The 14,508-nt window shown below is 68.1% G+C and carries 18 protein-coding genes and 1 tRNA gene; 8 read left to right on the forward strand and 11 right to left on the reverse strand.

The genetic code is table 11. The features are described 5' to 3' along the window. Positions 1-67: 67 nt before the first annotated feature. The 4 genes from AWC16_RS15025 to AWC16_RS15040 form a co-directional block, all read right to left on the reverse strand. On the reverse strand, positions 68-1,189 hold the full coding sequence (locus AWC16_RS15025; protein ID WP_085265545.1) for a Fic family protein: 1,122 nt from the start codon (positions 1,187-1,189) through the stop codon (positions 68-70). Positions 1,190-1,451: 262 nt separating this feature from the next. Beyond that, positions 1,452-1,542: transfer RNA gene (locus tag AWC16_RS15030), tRNA-Ser, on the reverse strand. Between the two features lie 29 nt (positions 1,543-1,571). Continuing rightward, complete coding sequence (locus AWC16_RS15035; RefSeq protein ID WP_085265546.1) at positions 1,572-2,039, reverse strand: nucleoside deaminase; 468 nt, start codon at positions 2,037-2,039, stop codon at positions 1,572-1,574. Further along, positions 2,036-2,557, reverse strand: a complete 522-nt coding sequence (locus tag AWC16_RS15040; protein WP_085265547.1) for a tRNA adenosine deaminase-associated protein — start codon at positions 2,555-2,557, stop codon at positions 2,036-2,038. The genes AWC16_RS15035 and AWC16_RS15040 overlap by 4 nt, the downstream gene beginning before the upstream one ends. 57 nt (positions 2,558-2,614) lie before the next feature. On the opposite strand from AWC16_RS15040, the gene AWC16_RS15045 reads away from it, so the two are divergent. Next, entirely contained in the window at positions 2,615-3,583 is a 969-nt protein-coding gene (locus tag AWC16_RS15045; protein WP_085265548.1) for a prephenate dehydrogenase, read from the forward strand. Here the strand turns inward: AWC16_RS15045 and AWC16_RS15050 are convergent. Next, positions 3,549-4,145 carry a putative glycolipid-binding domain-containing protein gene (locus tag AWC16_RS15050; RefSeq protein WP_085265549.1) on the reverse strand — a complete coding sequence of 199 codons (597 nt, stop codon included), beginning with the start codon at positions 4,143-4,145 and terminating at the stop codon, positions 3,549-3,551. The two genes, AWC16_RS15045 and AWC16_RS15050, sit on opposite strands and share 35 nt — an antisense overlap. 105 nt (positions 4,146-4,250) lie before the next feature. Between AWC16_RS15050 and AWC16_RS15055 the strand changes: the two genes are divergently transcribed. Continuing rightward, positions 4,251-4,583, forward strand: coding sequence for a LapA family protein (locus AWC16_RS15055; protein ID WP_085265550.1), 333 nt, complete (start codon positions 4,251-4,253; stop codon positions 4,581-4,583). A 1-nt stretch (position 4,584) separates the two neighbouring features. Here the strand turns inward: AWC16_RS15055 and AWC16_RS15060 are convergent, their stop codons facing one another. From AWC16_RS15060 to AWC16_RS15080, 6 genes are all read right to left on the reverse strand, one after another. Further along, the gene (locus AWC16_RS15060; protein WP_085265551.1) at positions 4,585-5,229 is read right to left on the reverse strand and encodes a histidine phosphatase family protein; all 645 of its coding nucleotides are present in this window, start codon (positions 5,227-5,229) and stop codon (positions 4,585-4,587) included. Between the two features lie 34 nt (positions 5,230-5,263). Continuing rightward, complete coding sequence (locus tag AWC16_RS15065; RefSeq protein ID WP_085265552.1) at positions 5,264-7,135, reverse strand: alkyl/aryl-sulfatase; 1,872 nt, start codon at positions 7,133-7,135, stop codon at positions 5,264-5,266. Positions 7,136-7,172: 37 nt separating this feature from the next. After that, entirely contained in the window at positions 7,173-7,307 is a 135-nt protein-coding gene (locus tag AWC16_RS25600; protein WP_264017243.1) for a hypothetical protein, read from the reverse strand. Between the two features lie 4 nt (positions 7,308-7,311). After that, entirely contained in the window at positions 7,312-7,497 is a 186-nt protein-coding gene (locus AWC16_RS15070; protein ID WP_085265553.1) for a hypothetical protein, read from the reverse strand. A 136-nt stretch (positions 7,498-7,633) separates the two neighbouring features. Then, on the reverse strand, positions 7,634-9,163 hold the full coding sequence (locus AWC16_RS15075; protein ID WP_085265554.1) for a sensor histidine kinase: 1,530 nt from the start codon (positions 9,161-9,163) through the stop codon (positions 7,634-7,636). Further along, positions 9,141-9,845: a response regulator transcription factor gene (locus AWC16_RS15080; protein WP_085265571.1), complete on the reverse strand. Its 705-nt coding sequence runs from the start codon at positions 9,843-9,845 to the stop codon at positions 9,141-9,143. The genes AWC16_RS15075 and AWC16_RS15080 overlap by 23 nt, the downstream gene beginning before the upstream one ends. Before the next feature lie 75 nt (positions 9,846-9,920). Here AWC16_RS15080 and AWC16_RS15085 point away from each other — a divergent pair, with 75 nt between their 5' ends. From AWC16_RS15085 to AWC16_RS15110, 6 genes are all read left to right on the forward strand, one after another. Further along, positions 9,921-10,265 (forward strand): nuclear transport factor 2 family protein, encoded by a 345-nt coding sequence (locus AWC16_RS15085; protein WP_085265555.1) that lies wholly within the window; start codon positions 9,921-9,923, stop codon positions 10,263-10,265. Positions 10,266-10,444: 179 nt separating this feature from the next. Then, entirely contained in the window at positions 10,445-11,443 is a 999-nt protein-coding gene (locus tag AWC16_RS15090) for a phosphotransferase family protein (RefSeq protein WP_085265572.1), read from the forward strand. Further along, the gene (locus AWC16_RS15095; protein WP_085265556.1) at positions 11,440-12,684 is read left to right on the forward strand and encodes an amidohydrolase; all 1,245 of its coding nucleotides are present in this window, start codon (positions 11,440-11,442) and stop codon (positions 12,682-12,684) included. The genes AWC16_RS15090 and AWC16_RS15095 overlap by 4 nt, the downstream gene beginning before the upstream one ends. 70 nt (positions 12,685-12,754) lie before the next feature. After that, a complete protein-coding gene (locus AWC16_RS15100; RefSeq protein ID WP_019737957.1) occupies positions 12,755-13,063 on the forward strand; it encodes a hypothetical protein in 309 nt (102 codons plus the stop codon). A gap of 28 nt (positions 13,064-13,091) precedes the next feature. Next, positions 13,092-13,844 carry a hypothetical protein gene (locus AWC16_RS15105; protein WP_085265557.1) on the forward strand — a complete coding sequence of 251 codons (753 nt, stop codon included), beginning with the start codon at positions 13,092-13,094 and terminating at the stop codon, positions 13,842-13,844. A 28-nt stretch (positions 13,845-13,872) separates the two neighbouring features. Next, positions 13,873-14,490, forward strand: a complete 618-nt coding sequence (locus AWC16_RS15110; protein WP_085265558.1) for a hypothetical protein — start codon at positions 13,873-13,875, stop codon at positions 14,488-14,490. The last annotated feature ends 18 nt before the right edge of the window (positions 14,491-14,508 follow it).

Raw genomic sequence — 14,508 nt, forward strand, 5'->3', positions numbered from 1 at the left:
TCTTGTGTTCTGAATCACATTGATGTGCGAATCTATTGGCCGTTTTTTCTAATGTTTTCGGGATCTGTCAATTTTCTTTCATGTCGCCATCCGGCTGACGTGTGAGCTCCGGCCGGACCAGCACGCGCAGGAACTCTCTATTGATGAACAGCCGGTCGCGACCGATTTTGACGTCTTGGAGCATGCCGGCGTCCGCAAGTGCCCCAAGCCAGGCGGTGGCCGTGGGGCGCGAGACACCGCAACGGTTCACCACCGTGTTGATCCGACAGTAGGGCTGTTCGAAGAGGACGGACAGAAACTCGGCGTCCGCGCCGCCCTTGGAGGCGAGGCGTGCCCTATGTTTGAAGTCCTCTTGCAGCGCGCGGATGGCTTCGATCTTTCGAAGGGTGGACCTCGATGTCTGCTCGATCCCGGCCAGGATATAGAGCACCCATTCCTCCCATGCATCCTCGACTGTCACGGCGAGGAGGAGACGGTAGTAGTCCTTCTTGGTGTCGATGATGTACCGCGATAGATAAAGAACAGGCAGTCGGAGCAGTCCGGCTTCTACCAGCATCAATACGTTCAAGATTCGGCCGGTGCGGCCGTTGCCATCGGAGAACGGATGGATAGCCTCGAACTGATAGTGCGCGGCGGCCATGCGTACGAGCGGGTCGAGCTTGTCCTCGGAGTGAACAAACTTCTCCCACGTGTCAAGCTTTTCCGTGACGACGTGACGGCCTTCGGGCGGGCTGTAGATGACTTCTTGGGTCGTGGGATTCACGATCCGTGTGCCGGGAACGGCACGGATCTTCATCTCACGCCCCTTGATCGTGCTGCAGATTGCGGCAGCAGTTGTAGCGGTAACTCCTCGCTCTTCAGTTAACGCGAAGCCGACGCGTAGGGCGGTGCGGTAACGCAGGGTCTCACGCGTCGCAGGGTCGGCGCCCCCATCGTCATCCAAGTGCCGGAAGAGTTCGTCCGCGGTAGTGACGACGTTCTCGATCTCTGAACTGGCCTGGGCCTCTAGAACGGGAAGGGAGTTGATCAGAACCGTCGGGTTCGGGATTGAGACGGCAGCTTGGTCTAGCTGGCCGAGCGCTCTATTTGCGCCGATGGCAGCCTTGAGGACTCGGAGTGTTTCAAGCGTTTCAGCGCGGGGGGGAGGCGGGAGTTCGTTGTATGGATGATCCGGTCGCCAGTTGTTCATAGGGTTGAACGATCCCAGGCCTGCGTTCCATATGCAAAATAATTGCCGGAAATTTTACATTTCTGGTCGATATGCGAAGTTGGTTGACACTTGTGAAGACATCGCAGGTCAAGGCATGTCGAACCTCGCGCTGAAGGGTAGAGCCCTCTCGGGAAGTTAGTCGGAAGTGTGGGCGGGCAAAGTGTGGGCACCGACCACCCGAAGCACGGTCCCGGGCACATGAAATAAGCCCCTTACCTGCACTAATAGGCTCGGGGCAAATTGGCGGTGGCGGAGGGATTTGAACCCTCGGTGGGGGGTTACCCCACACACGCTTTCGAGGCGTGCTCCTTAGGCCGCTCGGACACGCCACCGCGGGACAGCCTACCCAACGAGGGTGCCGTCAGCCCAATCGCTGCTTGGCGAAGAACGCTTCCAGGGGCTCAGCACACTCCTGCGCCAGCACCCCGCCGCGCACCTCCGGGCGGTGGTTGAGCCGGCGGTCACGCACCACGTCCCACAGCGAGCCCACCGCGCCGGTCTTGGGTTCGAACGCCCCGAACACCAGCCGGGCCACCCGGGCGGCCACCAGCGCACCGGCGCACATGGTGCACGGTTCCAGGGTGACGGCCAGCGTCGCGCCGGTCAGCCGCCAGCCGTCGCCGAGGACCGCGGCGGCCGCGCGTATCGCCAGCAGCTCGGCGTGCGCGGTCGGGTCCCCGAGGGCTTCGCGGGCATTGGCGGCCTGGGCCAAAAACGTGCCGTCAGGCCCCACCACCACCGCGCCCACCGGCACATCGCGGGGGCCGGCCTGCGCGGCAGCCGCCAACGCCGCGCGGATCAGCTCCTCATCGCCCGCCGGGCCGCTCACCGATCGCGTCGCGGCAGCGCCGCGGTGAGCTGCTCGTCGAATCCCATCTCGCTGGCGATCCGGTGCAGCTGTTCGTCGACGGCCAGGTCCGACTCGTCGAGAATGACACCGAGCACCGCGGCGGGCAGTCCGATGTCGGACAGCACCCCCAGATCACCCTCCTCGAAAGGCTCGGAATCCTCCAGGTCATCGGCCTCGATGTCGGCGTCGAGCTCCTCCAGCACCTCATCGGCGAGGTCGTAGTCCAGCGCGGCGGTGGCATCCGAGAGCAGCAGCCGGGTGCCGGCCGGGCCGGGGCGGATGATCACGAAGAACTCGTCGTCGACGTTGAGCAGACCGAAGACCGCTCCCGCGCTGCGCAATTCCCGCAGTTCGGTCTCCGCGGTGGACAGACTGGTCAGGGCCGCGGGGCGCATCGACGTGCACCGCCACTTGCCGTCTTCACGCACAACAGCCACTCCGAAACCGTCCAGCGTGTCCGCTGTGCGGCCCTGTGCGGACGCGCCCTGTGCTCCCATGGGCGCCTACGGTAGTCGCCGTTTACGCCCTTGACCAGCGTGTGCCAACCTTGACGGGTGGTGGCAAGCGCAGCGAAAACACCGGTATGCGTACTGGGGCTCGGCCTGATAGGCGGTTCGGTGCTGCGTGCCGCCTCGGCGGCGGGCCGGATGACGTTCGGCTACAACCGTTCCGCGGACGGGGTGAACGCCGCGGTCGCCGACGGCTTCGACGCCACCACCGACCTGGAGACGGCCCTGGCGCGCGCCGCGCAGACCGGCGCGCTGATCGTGGTCGCTGTCCCGGTGCCGGCCCTGCCGATGCTGCTGGACCCCATCCGCCGGCTGGCGCCGGAGTGCCCGCTGACCGACGTCACCAGCGTCAAGGGCCCGGTACTCGACAACATCACCGCGGCCGGGCTGCAGGCCCGCTTCGTCGGAGGCCATCCGATGGCCGGCACCGCCCACTCCGGCTGGCCGGCCGGCCACGCCGGGCTCTTCCAGGGCGCTCCGTGGGTGATCAGCGTCGACGACCACGTGGACCCGGTGGTGTTCGGAGAAGTGCTGGACCTGATCCTGGACTGCGGATCGGTGGCGGTACCGGCCCGCTCCGAGGAACACGACGCGGCCGCGGCCGCCATCTCCCATCTGCCACACCTGCTGGCCGAGGCGCTGGCCATCACCGCCGCCGACGTGCCGCTGGCTTTCGCGCTGGCCGCCGGATCCTTCCGGGACGGCACCCGGGTGGCGGGGACGGCGCCGGATCTGGTCCGGGCCATGTGCGAGGCCAACTGGCAGCAACTGCTGCCGGCGCTGGATCGCGCCATCGCGCTGTTGGCCGACGCCCGGGACTCGCTCTCAGCGGCGGACTCGGTGGCCGAACTGGTCAATCACGGGCACGCCGCGCGCACGCGCTACGACAACTTTCCGCGCCACGAGATCGTCACCGTCATCATCGGTGCCCCGGACTGGCGCCGGGAACTGGCCGCCGCCGGCCGGGCCGGCGGGGTGATCAGATCCGCACTGCCAGTCCGGGATAGTCGATGACGAACCCGTCGGCGTCGACGGTGACGTTGACGCCCTGCGGATCGGTGCCCGGCGTCACCGCCTTGATGGGCCCGCCCGCCCCGACGCTGCTGTAACTGGCGGTCGCCGCCACCACCGACATGTCGGGCAGGTTCAGGTAGAGCGTCGGGAGGGTGATCGCGGCCGCCCGCTCATGCAGCCGGGCCCGCCGGATCGGCAGCGTGTTGAAGAACGGGCTGAACAGCATGTCGATATCCAGGGCACCGTCATAGCCGGCGCGCGACTGCCCGCGGGCGTCGGTCACCAGCCACATGTTCTCTTCGTCGCGGGCGATCACCAGCTGACGTTCCCGTTCGGCCAGCGTGACGGTCAGCCCCAGCCGTTTGGTGGCTCCGGACTCATCGGTGTGCAGGTCGTAGTAGACGCCGAACGCCGGGTGCTCCGCGGTGGCCCCGGCCACGATCCGGCCGTTGGCCCTGATCCGGTTTCCGGACAGCTGCACTCGCACCGACTCCATTCGCGGGGCGTCGGGAGCCCGCCAGGTCAGAATCGCCGGCCAGGAGCCGGACGGGGCTGCGCTCACCAAACCACCGTAAGGGACCGGCCGGCGATCCGCAGTGACGCCCCCCGGTGCGCAAACTGACGAGAATCAGTTCATTTCAGGGCGGGAACCGGCAAGATGTCACCCATGAGCAGCGATCCGTCCGTGCCAGTCGACCCGCCGCCGGCCGAAACCAGCGCACCACCGCCTCCTCCGGCGCCCATCGGATTCACCCGCGCCGGCGCCCTGTGGAGCGCGCTGATCGCCGGCTTCCTGGTGCTGATCGTGTTGCTGGTGTTCGTCACGCAGAACACCAGTCCGGTGGACCTGGCGTTTTTGACCTGGACGTGGAGCCTGCCGACGGGGGTGGCGATCCTGCTGGCGGCAATCTCCGGCGGCCTGGTCACCGCCCTGGTCGGGACCGCCCGGATCTTCCAGCTACGTCGCGCGGCCAAGAAGTCACTCGCCGCCCGGCGGTAGATCAGTCCGCGGCCGCGGTGCTTTCTTCGCCGGCGGAGAATCGGGACTGGTTGCGTGGCAACAGGTCCCAGACGTGCTCGGTGCCGTTCGTCGATGCCACCGCGGCCTGCCCGGACCGCGAATACAGCAGCCGGGTGATCGACACGTAGTCGATGGGAAACGACAGCAACCGCTGGGTGCCCAGAATCTGGTGCAGCACCACGTTGATCACGCCGCCGTGGCTGAACACCGCGACGGTGTCGTCGGGACCAGACCCGGCCGCCACGTCGGCGACGGCCTCGGCGACCCGCGCGCAGAAGGCGGCCTCGTCGACCTCGCCGGGCAGGTGGCCCTGGGCCATCCGGGCCCAGTCCTGCGGCCGCTCGGTGCGCAGCTGCTCAACGGGCAGATACCCGGCCAGATCCCGGTCGTATTCGGCGAACCGCTCATCGATGTCGACGGTCAGTGCGCGCTCGGCTGCCAGCGGTTCGGCGGTCTGAATGGCCCGCAGCTGCGGGCTGCTGACCAGCCGGGTGATCGGGTAGCGCGCCAGCGCGTCCGGCAGGCGCCGGGCCTGGGCGAACCCGGTCTCGGACAGCTCGGGGTCCGAACCCTGGCCATACTCGCTGCGCAGCGGGAGGGCGTGGCGGATAAGCAGCAACTGCACGCCTGTCACCCTAAAGGCAGCGGCAAACCCGGCGTCACGGGGTGACGATGTTGAAATTCGGATCCGCACGGTCCAGCACGCCCAGCAGTTTCGCCCACGCAGTCTGGTCGCCGGAGACCTCCAGCTGTTGCTTGCCCAGCAGCGCCGCGAGCAGCGCCAGTTTGGTGCCCGCAGTTATGGTGACGTCCGCGCTGCCCGGGTCCGCAGGCACCTTGCGGTGCACCAGCACTCCGTTGCGCAGGGTCAGGCGGTAGTTGACGCCGGTGTCGGCGAACGAGACGTCCAGGGCCAGCTCCAGATCCCAGGCCCGCGGCCCGTTGACCCGGATGGCCAGGGTGTCGAAGATCTGCTCCACTGCGAGCTGAGTGAGCATCGACGTCGATGTAGTGTCCACCGCGGTGCCCAGCACCCCGCCGCGCAGCTCGGCGGCCCCGGACAGGAAGAAGTTTCGCCAGGTCGCGTTCTCCGCGCCGTAGGCCAGTTGTTCGAGCGTGTCGGCGTAGAGCCTGCGGGCCCCGGCGTGCTCGGCATCGGTGAACACCGCATGGTCGAGTAGGGTTGCTGCCCAACGGAAGTCACCGTCATCGAACGCGGCTTCGGCCAGCTCCACCACCCGGTCCACTCCGCCCAGCGCCGCGACGTAGCGTGGGCCGGCTGCCTCCGGCGGGTGCGGCCACAGCCGGGCCGGATTGCCGTCGAACCAGCCCAAATAGCGCTGGTAGACGGCCTTGACGTTGTGGCTGACCGAGCCGTAGTAGCCGCGGGCGTGCCAGGCGCGTTCCAGCGCGGGGGGCAGTCGGAACTGTTCGGCGATCTCGGTGCCGGTGTGGCCCTGGTTCAGCAGTCGCAACGTCTGATCGTGTAGGTAGGCGTAGAGATCACGTTGCAACGCCAGGTATTCCGCGATTCGCTCGGCGCCCCAGGTCGGCCAGTGGTGCGAGGCGAAGACGACATCGGCCCGTCCGGCGAAGGTGTCGATGGCCTCGGTGAGGTACCCCGCCCAAGCACGCGGGTCACGCACCAGCGCGCCGCGCAGCGTCAACAGGTTGTGCTGATTGTGGGTGGCGTTCTCGGCCATGCACAGCGCCCGGAACTGCGGGAAGTAGAAGTGCATCTCGGCCGGTGCCTCACTGCCCGGCGCCATTTGAAACTCGATCGCGACGCCGTCGACGGTGTGGGTCTCACCGGTGTGAGAGATGGTGACAGTCGGGACGATGACCGAAACCTCCCCGGTCGAGGTGTTCTGACCCAGCCCGCACCCGACCTGCCCGTGCGGGCCGCGCGCCAGCATGGTGCCGTACATGTAGCCGGCGCGCCGCGCCATCGCGGTGCCGGCGTAGACGTTCTCCGACACCGCATGTTCGATAAAGCCCTCCGGGGCGATGACGGCCACCCGGCCGGCATCGACGTCGGCCTGCGAAGTCACGCCCAGCACGCCGCCGAAATGGTCGACGTGACTGTGGGTGTAGATGACGGCGGTGACGGGGCGGTCGCCACCGCGGTGTTCTCGGTAGAGCGCCAGCGCTGCGGCAGCGACCTCGGTGGAGATCAGCGGATCGATGACGATGACCCCGGAGTCGCCCTCGACGAAGGTGATGTTGGAGAGGTCGAAGCCGCGCACCTGGTAGATGCCCTCGACCACTTCGTAGAGGCCCTGCTTGGCAGCCAGCTGGGACTGGCGCCACAGCGACGGATGCACCGACGTCGGCGGCTGGCCGGCGACGAAGTCGTAGCTGTCGTTGTCCCACACCACCCGGCCGTCGGCCGCGGTGATGACGCACGGCGTCAACGCGGCGATAAAGCCGCGGTCGGCGTCCTCGAAATCCGTTGTGTCCTCGAAGGGCAGCGTCCTGAGGTGTTCACTGTGCGCGGCCTCGACCGTCGCGCTGACCGGCTGGTGTTCCATGACGTTCAGCGTGCCATTGCTGGGGGCGGTTGGCGCGTCAACGGCGCCGCATCAAAGCGCTCAGCGCGTGACGCAGCCTCGTCGGCCACGATCGGCGGTCGACGTGAGCGCGGGTCTCCCGGGCCTCATGGGCGTAGTCGCGGATGGATTCGTCGCCTTCTTCAGCACGCATGGGATCACGTCTCCGGTGGGTCTTCGGGCTGCGACGGCGGGTCCTCGGGGACCAGCCGCTCCGGCACTTCTTCGGGGGCCAGCCGCTCCGGCGGGTCGGCGGGCACCAGTCGTTCCGGCGGTTCCTCGGGAACACGCCGGTGCGGCGGCTCTTCCGGCCGGCCCGGTTCGGGTGGCAGTTCGGGATTCATGCCAGTCGCCTACCCGCCGTGCGGGCAAGGCAAACCCGGGCGAGCGTGCGCAGATGTACGCCACACCCGGCGTGTCGACGTGCAAACACGCACACTCGCGGAGGGGGAGGTGGCCGCAGCTCGCGGGAGAAAGGCGCTACCGGGGCAGGCGCACGGTGAACTCGGTGCGGCCCGGCACGCTGGTCACACCGATGGTCCCGCGGTGCGCCCGGACCACCGCCGCCGCGATCGCCAACCCGAGCCCGGTGCTGCCGCCCTTACGGGATCGCGAGGTGTCGCCGCGGGCGAACCGCTGGAAGATCTCCGGCAGGAACTCCGCCGAGATCCCGGGGCCGTCGTCGGTCACGCTGAGCACCGCGTCGGCGCCGTCGACACCCAGCCGCAGCGTCACCGCGGTTCCCGCGCCGGTGTGGACCCGGGCGTTGGTGAGCAGGTTGGTCAGCACCTGGTGCAGCCGGGCGGCATCGCCGGGGACCGTCACCGGCTCGTCGGGCAGGTCCAGCTGCCACTGGTGGTCCGGGCCGCCGACATGGGCGTCGCTGACCGCGTCGACCGCCAGCCGCGACAGGTCCACCGGCTCATGCTCCAACGGCCGGCCGGAGTCCAGCCGGGCCAGCAGCAGCAGATCCTCGACCAGCTGCGTCATCCGCTCGGTTTCGGACTGCACCCGGCTCAGGGCGTGCGACAGGGCTTCGGCGTCTGCGCCGTCGGACACCGGAATCCGTTGCGCCAGCTCGGTGTAACCACGGATCGCGGTCAGCGGGGTACGCAGCTCATGGCTGGCGTCCGCGACGAACTGACGCACCCGGGTCTCGCTGTCCTGCCGGGTGGACAGCGCGGCGGCGATGTGGTCGAGCATCCGGTTGACCGCGGCACCCAGCTGCCCGACCTCGGTGCGGGGGTTGGCGTCGACTTCGGCGACCCGCACCGGCAGGGCCGCCTCGCCGCGGTCCAACGGCAGGTCGGCGACTTCGCCGGCGGTCTGTGCAACACGGCGCAGCGGGGCCAGCGCCCGCCGGATGACCACGCTGCCGGCCGTCGCCGCGGCGGCCACCGCGACCAGGGTGACCAACCCGAAGATCAGCAGCACCCGCACCATGGTGGCGTCCACGGCCGCCAGCGGCAGCCCGATGACGATCACGTCATCACTGTGCCGGGCGGCCGTCGCGACCACCCGGTAGCGGCCGACCCCGTCCAGGCGCCGGGTCACCGGCTCGGAGCCGGCGGCGATGTCAGTCAATTGCGTTGTGGCCGAGGGGCTCAGACTCTCGCGCAGGCCGGAGATGCTCAGGTAACCGGCATCGATGTCCGGGCCGTCACCGTCCTGCGTGGAGCCCCCCGGTTCCACCACCGCACCGACCATGCCGGCCGGCTGACCCGGCGCGTCAAGGAAGTCGGGGCCCGGTCCCGGCCGGGGTCGGTGACCACGGTGCCCCAGCGGCGGCGGGGGGTGGCCGTGCAGGCGTGCCGAGCGGCGCGAGGCGTCGGAGAGCTGGTGGTCGAGTTGACCGACCAGGTACTGGTAGAGCGCCAACTCCGTCACCGCGCCGATACCGAGGCAGGCCACGGTGAGCAATCCGATCTGGCCGACCAGCAGCCGCGCCCGCAGCGACCATGGTCGCGCGACGCCGGCTCGCGGCGATTCAGGGCGCCGGCTTGAGCACATAGCCTGCGCCGCGCAGCGTATGGATCATCGGTGGGCGGCCGTTGTCGATCTTCTTGCGCAGGTAGGAGATGTAGAGCTCGACGATGTTGGCCCGGCCGCCGAAGTCGTAGTCCCACACCCGATCCAGGATCTGCGCCTTGGACAGCACCCGCTTGGCGTTGTGCATCAGGTAGCGCAGCAGCTCGAATTCGGTGGACGTCAACGTGATCGGGTCACCGCCGCGGGTCACCTCGTGGGAGTCCTCGTCGAGCACCAGATCACCGACCACGATCTGGGAGCCACCATCAGCGATGCCCACCCCGGTGCGGCGCAACAGCGCCCGCAGCCGCAACACCACCTCCTCGATGCTGAACGGCTTGGTGACGTAGTCGTCACCGCCGGCGGCCAACCCGGCGATGCGGTCCTCCAGCCCGTCCTTGGCGGTCAGGAACAGCACCGGCAGCCGAGGGTTGACCTCACGCAGCTTTTCCAGCACGTCCAGCCCGCTCATGTCGGGCAGCATCACGTCGAGCACCACCACGTCGGGGCGTTCGGCTTTGGCGGCGGCGATCGCCGAAGCACCGTCCCCGGCCGTCGCGGTGGTCCAGCCCTCATAGCGCAGCGCCATCGAGACCATCTCGGCCAGCACGGCCTCGTCGTCGACCACCAGCGCGGTGATGGGCTTACCGTCGGCACGCGACATCACGACACGTTCGACCGATCCCCGTGGCGCCGTCATCACGTTCCAGTATGTCGGTCGCGCAGATATCTTCGTCGCATGGCACGCACACCGCAGGAAATCTTCGACCACCACATCCAAGCGCTGCTCGCCCGCGACGTCGACGAACTGCTGGTCGACTACACCGACGATTCCGCGCTGGTCACCGCCGCCGGGGTCGCCCGGGGCCGCGACGGCATCCGGGCGGCCTTCAGCCAGCTTTCCGACGCGCTGGCCGACGCGGCGTTCGAGATCAAGTCGCAGACCTACCACGGCGACGTGCTGCTGCTGGAATGGACGCTGGACGCGCCGACTTTCGGCGTCGACGGCGTGGACACCTTCCTGTTCGACGGCGACTCGATCCGGGTGCAGACCATCTCCCAGCAGGTGCACCCCAAGGGCTGACACCTGTGTGGTGCCCGGCTACGCGCGACAACCGGCGGTTGTGAGCCACGTTGTCGCGCAAAGCCGGGCAAATACTCCTGCTCCACCCCGCCGGGTCCGGCCGGGCGTGATCCGCCGACTCCCGAACGGGATCCGGGGTAGTTTCAGGACCCGTGAACCTCGAAGCGGTGGCGGAGTGGATGTCCGGCCGGGGCCTGGGCGAGGGTCCGCTGGACGACGTCACGGAGTTGGCGGGCGGAACCCAGAACGTCATGCTTCGGTTCACTCGATCGGGTCGCAGCTATGTGCTGCGGCGGGGCCCGCGGCACCTGCGGCCGCGCAGCAACGCGGTGATGCTGCGAGAGACCCGGCTGCTGGCCGCGCTGGCCGGCACCGACGTGCCGCACCCGCCGCTGATCGCGGTCTGCGACGACCCGGCGGTGCTCGGTGACGCGGTGTTCTACCTGATGGAACCGGTGGACGGGTTCAACGCCAGCGGCGACCTGCCCGCCCTGCACGCCGGCGACCCCGCGGTGCGCTACGCGATGGGGATCTCGATGGCCGACTCGCTGGCCAAGCTCGGCGCCGTCGACCATGTCGCGGTGGGGCTCGCCGACTACGGCAAGCCGGACGGTTTCCTGGAACGCCAAGTGCCGCGGTGGCTTTCGGAGCTGGACTCCTACCGGCAGTTCGAGAACTATCCGGGGCCCGACCTGCCCGGGCTCGATGATGTCGCGGCCTGGCTGCAGCGCAATGTGCCCGCCTCGTGGCAGCCGGGCATCCTGCACGGCGACTACCACGCGGCCAACGTGATGTTCTCCCCCACCGGACCGGATGTGGTGGCGATCGTGGACTGGGAGATGTCGACCATCGGCGATCCGCTGCTGGACCTGGGCTGGCTGTTGGCCACCTGGCGCCAGGATGACGGGTCCAGCGTGTTCAGCCACACCCTGACCGGTATGGACGGACTCGCCTCGACCGACGATCTGGTGCAGCGCTACGCCGCGGGCAGCTCGCGCGACCTGTCGCACATCGGCTGGTACACGGTGCTGGCCAGTTTCAAGCTGGCCATCGTGATCGAGGGAACGCTGGCCCGAGCCTCGGCGGGCATGGCGCAGCAGGAAGTCGGCGACCAGTTGCACGAGGCCGCCGTCTGGCTCTTCGAGCGGGCCCAAGCACTGATAGCGAGCGGCGCGTGACCGGGCACCTCGACACGATCGAGCGGATCGTTGCGGCCGACAGCCGTCGGCTGATCGAGGTGTTCAAAGATCTGCACCGCCATCCCGAGTTGGGCTTCAACGAGGTGCGCACCGCGCGGATCATCGCGCAGGCGCTGAGCGACCTCGGATTCACCGTGACCACCGGGATCGCCCGAACCGGGGTGGTGGCTGTGCTGGCCAACGGGCCCGGCCCGGTGGTGATGTACCGCGCCGACATGGACGCGCTGCGGGTGCCGGAGGCCACCGGCCTGGACTACGCCAGCAGCGATCCGTCGCTGGGCCACATGTGCGGCCATGACGCACACGTGACCTGGATGTTGGGGTTGGCCAAGGTGCTCGCTGAGACCACCGACTTCTGGTCGGGCACCGCGGTGCTGGTCGGCCAACCCGCCGAGGAGCTGATCAGCGGCGCCGCGGCCATGGTCGACGACGGCCTCTACGACGTCGCCCCCAAACCGGACGTGTTCATCGCTATGCACACCGCGCCCGTCCGGGTGGGCATGGTCGCCGCGGCCGGCGGGGAGCGGATGGCGGGCACCGACCAGCTCGACATCGTGTTCCACGGCGTCGGCGGGCACGGGTCGATGCCTCAGCTGGCCCGGGATCCGGTGCTGATGGCTGCGCAGGCGGTGGTGCAGTTCCAGAGCATCGTCAGCCGCACCGTCCCACCGAGCGAGGCCGCGGTGCTGACCGTCGGCTCGATTCAGGCCGGCACCGCCTACAACGTCATCCCGGACCGGGCGCTGCTCAAGGTCAACCTGCGCTGGTTCAACCCCGCCGTGCGCGAGCAGATGCTCACCGGGATCCGGGCGATCTGCGCCGGGGTGGCCAGCGGCTACGGCATGCCCGACGACCGGATGCCGGAGATCACCATGGCCGGCGGCTCCACCCCGCTGGTCAATGACGACGCCCTCACCGACCGGCTGGCCACCGCGCTGGGCGGCATGCTCGGCGCGGACAACGTCGTGCGCCAACTGCCCGCGTTGACCGGTTCGGAAGACTGTCACCTGCTCAAGGGGCCACATCATGATGTGCCGCTGGCCTACCTTCTGGTCGGGGTGGCCGATCCGCAATTGTGCGCCGAAGCCGCCACACGCGGCCAACTTTTCCCTTATACTCCCCACTCCCCGAAATATGTCGTCGACCTGTCAGCTATACCGCTCGGAACCAGGATCGCAGCCCGGGCGATGCTGGAATTTCTGACCTCCGGTAGGTTTTAGGGCGAAATTCGCACCGCAATTACGACGAAGTGGTTGTGCGGTCTACGAAGCCGAGCTAAGGTTTATTGCTGTGGACGATCGTCACAAGGACCCAACCGTAGTGTTGCCATACCTCGTTGGCAGGCCGCTAGGAGCGACCGAGGTCTACGAGGCATTCGGCTACCGCAAATCCGCCTACTACAAGGCGGCACACGAAGGCCGGCTGATCAGCGCCGACAATCTGATCCGGGTCGCCAGGTACTTCGGGTTGAACCCCGTAGACCTGCAGGTTCGGTTCGGTTTGATCGAGCACGACGCCGTCGCGGAGTACCTGGAATCGTCGTCGCGCCCGCTGCGCCTCGGTGATCTGAAGGCGGATCTGGACAAACCTCCCGTCTAAAGGGGCCTCCGGGAAGTACCTTCGACGCATGACGTCGGCGTTGATCGGTGCCACCGTGCTGGTGGCGCTGTACAGCCTGTGGGTGCGCCGCGACACCTGGTGGTCGCGGTGGGAGATCGGCATCACCCTGGCGATCGCATTGGAGACCTGCGCGCTGGTGCTGATGTCGCCGTGGGCGGCCGAGACGCTCGGGCCCTCGATACACGCCGTCATGCGGACGTGGAACATTCAGCAGCTGGCCGGCCACATCTGCTTCGTCGTCGCCATCGCGGCGAACATCTACCACGTACTGGCGCGGCTGTCCGACTCCGAACGGATCCGGCCGATGTTCCGCCGGCAGGTGCTGCGACCGGTGCAGATCGGCATAGTCGCGATGACGGCGACATTCCTCGCCGCCGACGCCGACTACCGCCCCCACGGCTTTGCGACCGGTGACGGCGGCGCCTGGCTGAACGCGTACTGGGTGCTGATGTGCGGGCTGCTCATCTACCTGTCGGCCTATGCGACGCGGGTGCTGTTGGTCCTGCGGTCGGATCCGCGCGCCAAGGAGACCGTCGAGCTCTACACAGCGTCGTCGGCATTCGCGGTGGCGGCCATCATGGCCCTCTTGAGCAGTACCTGGTCCACAACCGACGTAAGCACCCTGGTCTGGGTGTGCGCTTGCGTATCCGTGGTCATCTTCGCGTACGGCTCGGCCCGCTCCTGGCGGGCCAAGGCGGCATGGTTCACCACCGGCGGACGGACGATCAAAGAGTCCAACCCGCCCCAAGCTCTGTCGTGAGGGCATATCGGGTGGTGGTCTGCGCGCGATGATCTCTGCATGCGTACTCGCCACGCTCGCGGTGGTGCTCTACTGCCTGTGGGTTCGCCGCGACACCTGGTGGTCGCGTTGGGAAGCCGGCGCCACCTTGGCCATCGCGCTGGAAGCCCTCGCACTGCTGTTGTCGACGCCGTGGGCAGGCCACACGCTGGCCCCGCCACTGCACGAATGCCTGGGCCTATGGAACGTCCAGCAGGTTCTCGCCGTACTCTGCCTGATCGCGGGAGTGCTCGCGAACATCTACCACATGCTGGTGCGACTCACCGATCCCGCTCATGTGCCGCTGATCATGCGCAAGCATCTCCAGGTGCCGGTGGCGGCGAGCGTAGCGGTCATGGCGGTGTCGTTCGTCAAGTCCAAACGGGGCTACGAGCCGGACATGTTCGCCAGCCTGACCGGCGACGGCTGGTTGACCACCTTCGAGGTGACGCTCGGCGCTTTGATGATATTTCTGAGCGGCTACGTCGGCCGGCTGATGTTGTCGCTGCGGCACGACAGCCGGGCCTGGGAGACACTCACCCTGTACACGGCAGCGATGGTCTTCGCGAGGGTAAGTCCCCTGGCGTGGTGGGGTTTCGGGGTGCTGGGCCGATGGTGCCGGACCTGATATCGGGTGTGTCGCTGA

Origin of the sequence: Mycolicibacter longobardus (assembly GCF_002102265.1) — a bacterium.
Taxonomy (GTDB): Bacteria; Actinomycetota; Actinomycetes; order Mycobacteriales; family Mycobacteriaceae; genus Mycobacterium; species Mycobacterium longobardum.

What these genes read in the sequence shown, in the direction of transcription:
- AWC16_RS25600 (WP_264017243.1), bottom strand. Translation starts at nt 7,307, where the DNA reads ATGCGTGCTGAAGAAGGCGACGAATCCATCCGCGACTACGCCCATGAG.
- AWC16_RS15110 (WP_085265558.1), top strand. Translation starts at nt 13,873, where the DNA reads ATGATCTCTGCATGCGTACTCGCCACGCTCGCGGTGGTGCTCTACTGC.
- AWC16_RS15085 (WP_085265555.1), top strand. Translation starts at nt 9,921, where the DNA reads ATGGCACGCACACCGCAGGAAATCTTCGACCACCACATCCAAGCGCTG.
- AWC16_RS15055 (WP_085265550.1), top strand. Translation starts at nt 4,251, where the DNA reads ATGAGCAGCGATCCGTCCGTGCCAGTCGACCCGCCGCCGGCCGAAACC.
- AWC16_RS15070 (WP_085265553.1), bottom strand. Translation starts at nt 7,497, where the DNA reads ATGAATCCCGAACTGCCACCCGAACCGGGCCGGCCGGAAGAGCCGCCG.
- AWC16_RS15090 (WP_085265572.1), top strand. Translation starts at nt 10,445, where the DNA reads ATGTCCGGCCGGGGCCTGGGCGAGGGTCCGCTGGACGACGTCACGGAG.
- AWC16_RS15080 (WP_085265571.1), bottom strand. Translation starts at nt 9,845, where the DNA reads ATGTCGCGTGCCGACGGTAAGCCCATCACCGCGCTGGTGGTCGACGAC.
- AWC16_RS15040 (WP_085265547.1), bottom strand. Translation starts at nt 2,557, where the DNA reads ATGGGAGCACAGGGCGCGTCCGCACAGGGCCGCACAGCGGACACGCTG.
- AWC16_RS15065 (WP_085265552.1), bottom strand. Translation starts at nt 7,135, where the DNA reads ATGGAACACCAGCCGGTCAGCGCGACGGTCGAGGCCGCGCACAGTGAA.
- AWC16_RS15105 (WP_085265557.1), top strand. Translation starts at nt 13,092, where the DNA reads ATGACGTCGGCGTTGATCGGTGCCACCGTGCTGGTGGCGCTGTACAGC.
- AWC16_RS15025 (WP_085265545.1), bottom strand. Translation starts at nt 1,189, where the DNA reads ATGAACAACTGGCGACCGGATCATCCATACAACGAACTCCCGCCTCCC.
- AWC16_RS15075 (WP_085265554.1), bottom strand. Translation starts at nt 9,163, where the DNA reads ATGTGCTCAAGCCGGCGCCCTGAATCGCCGCGAGCCGGCGTCGCGCGA.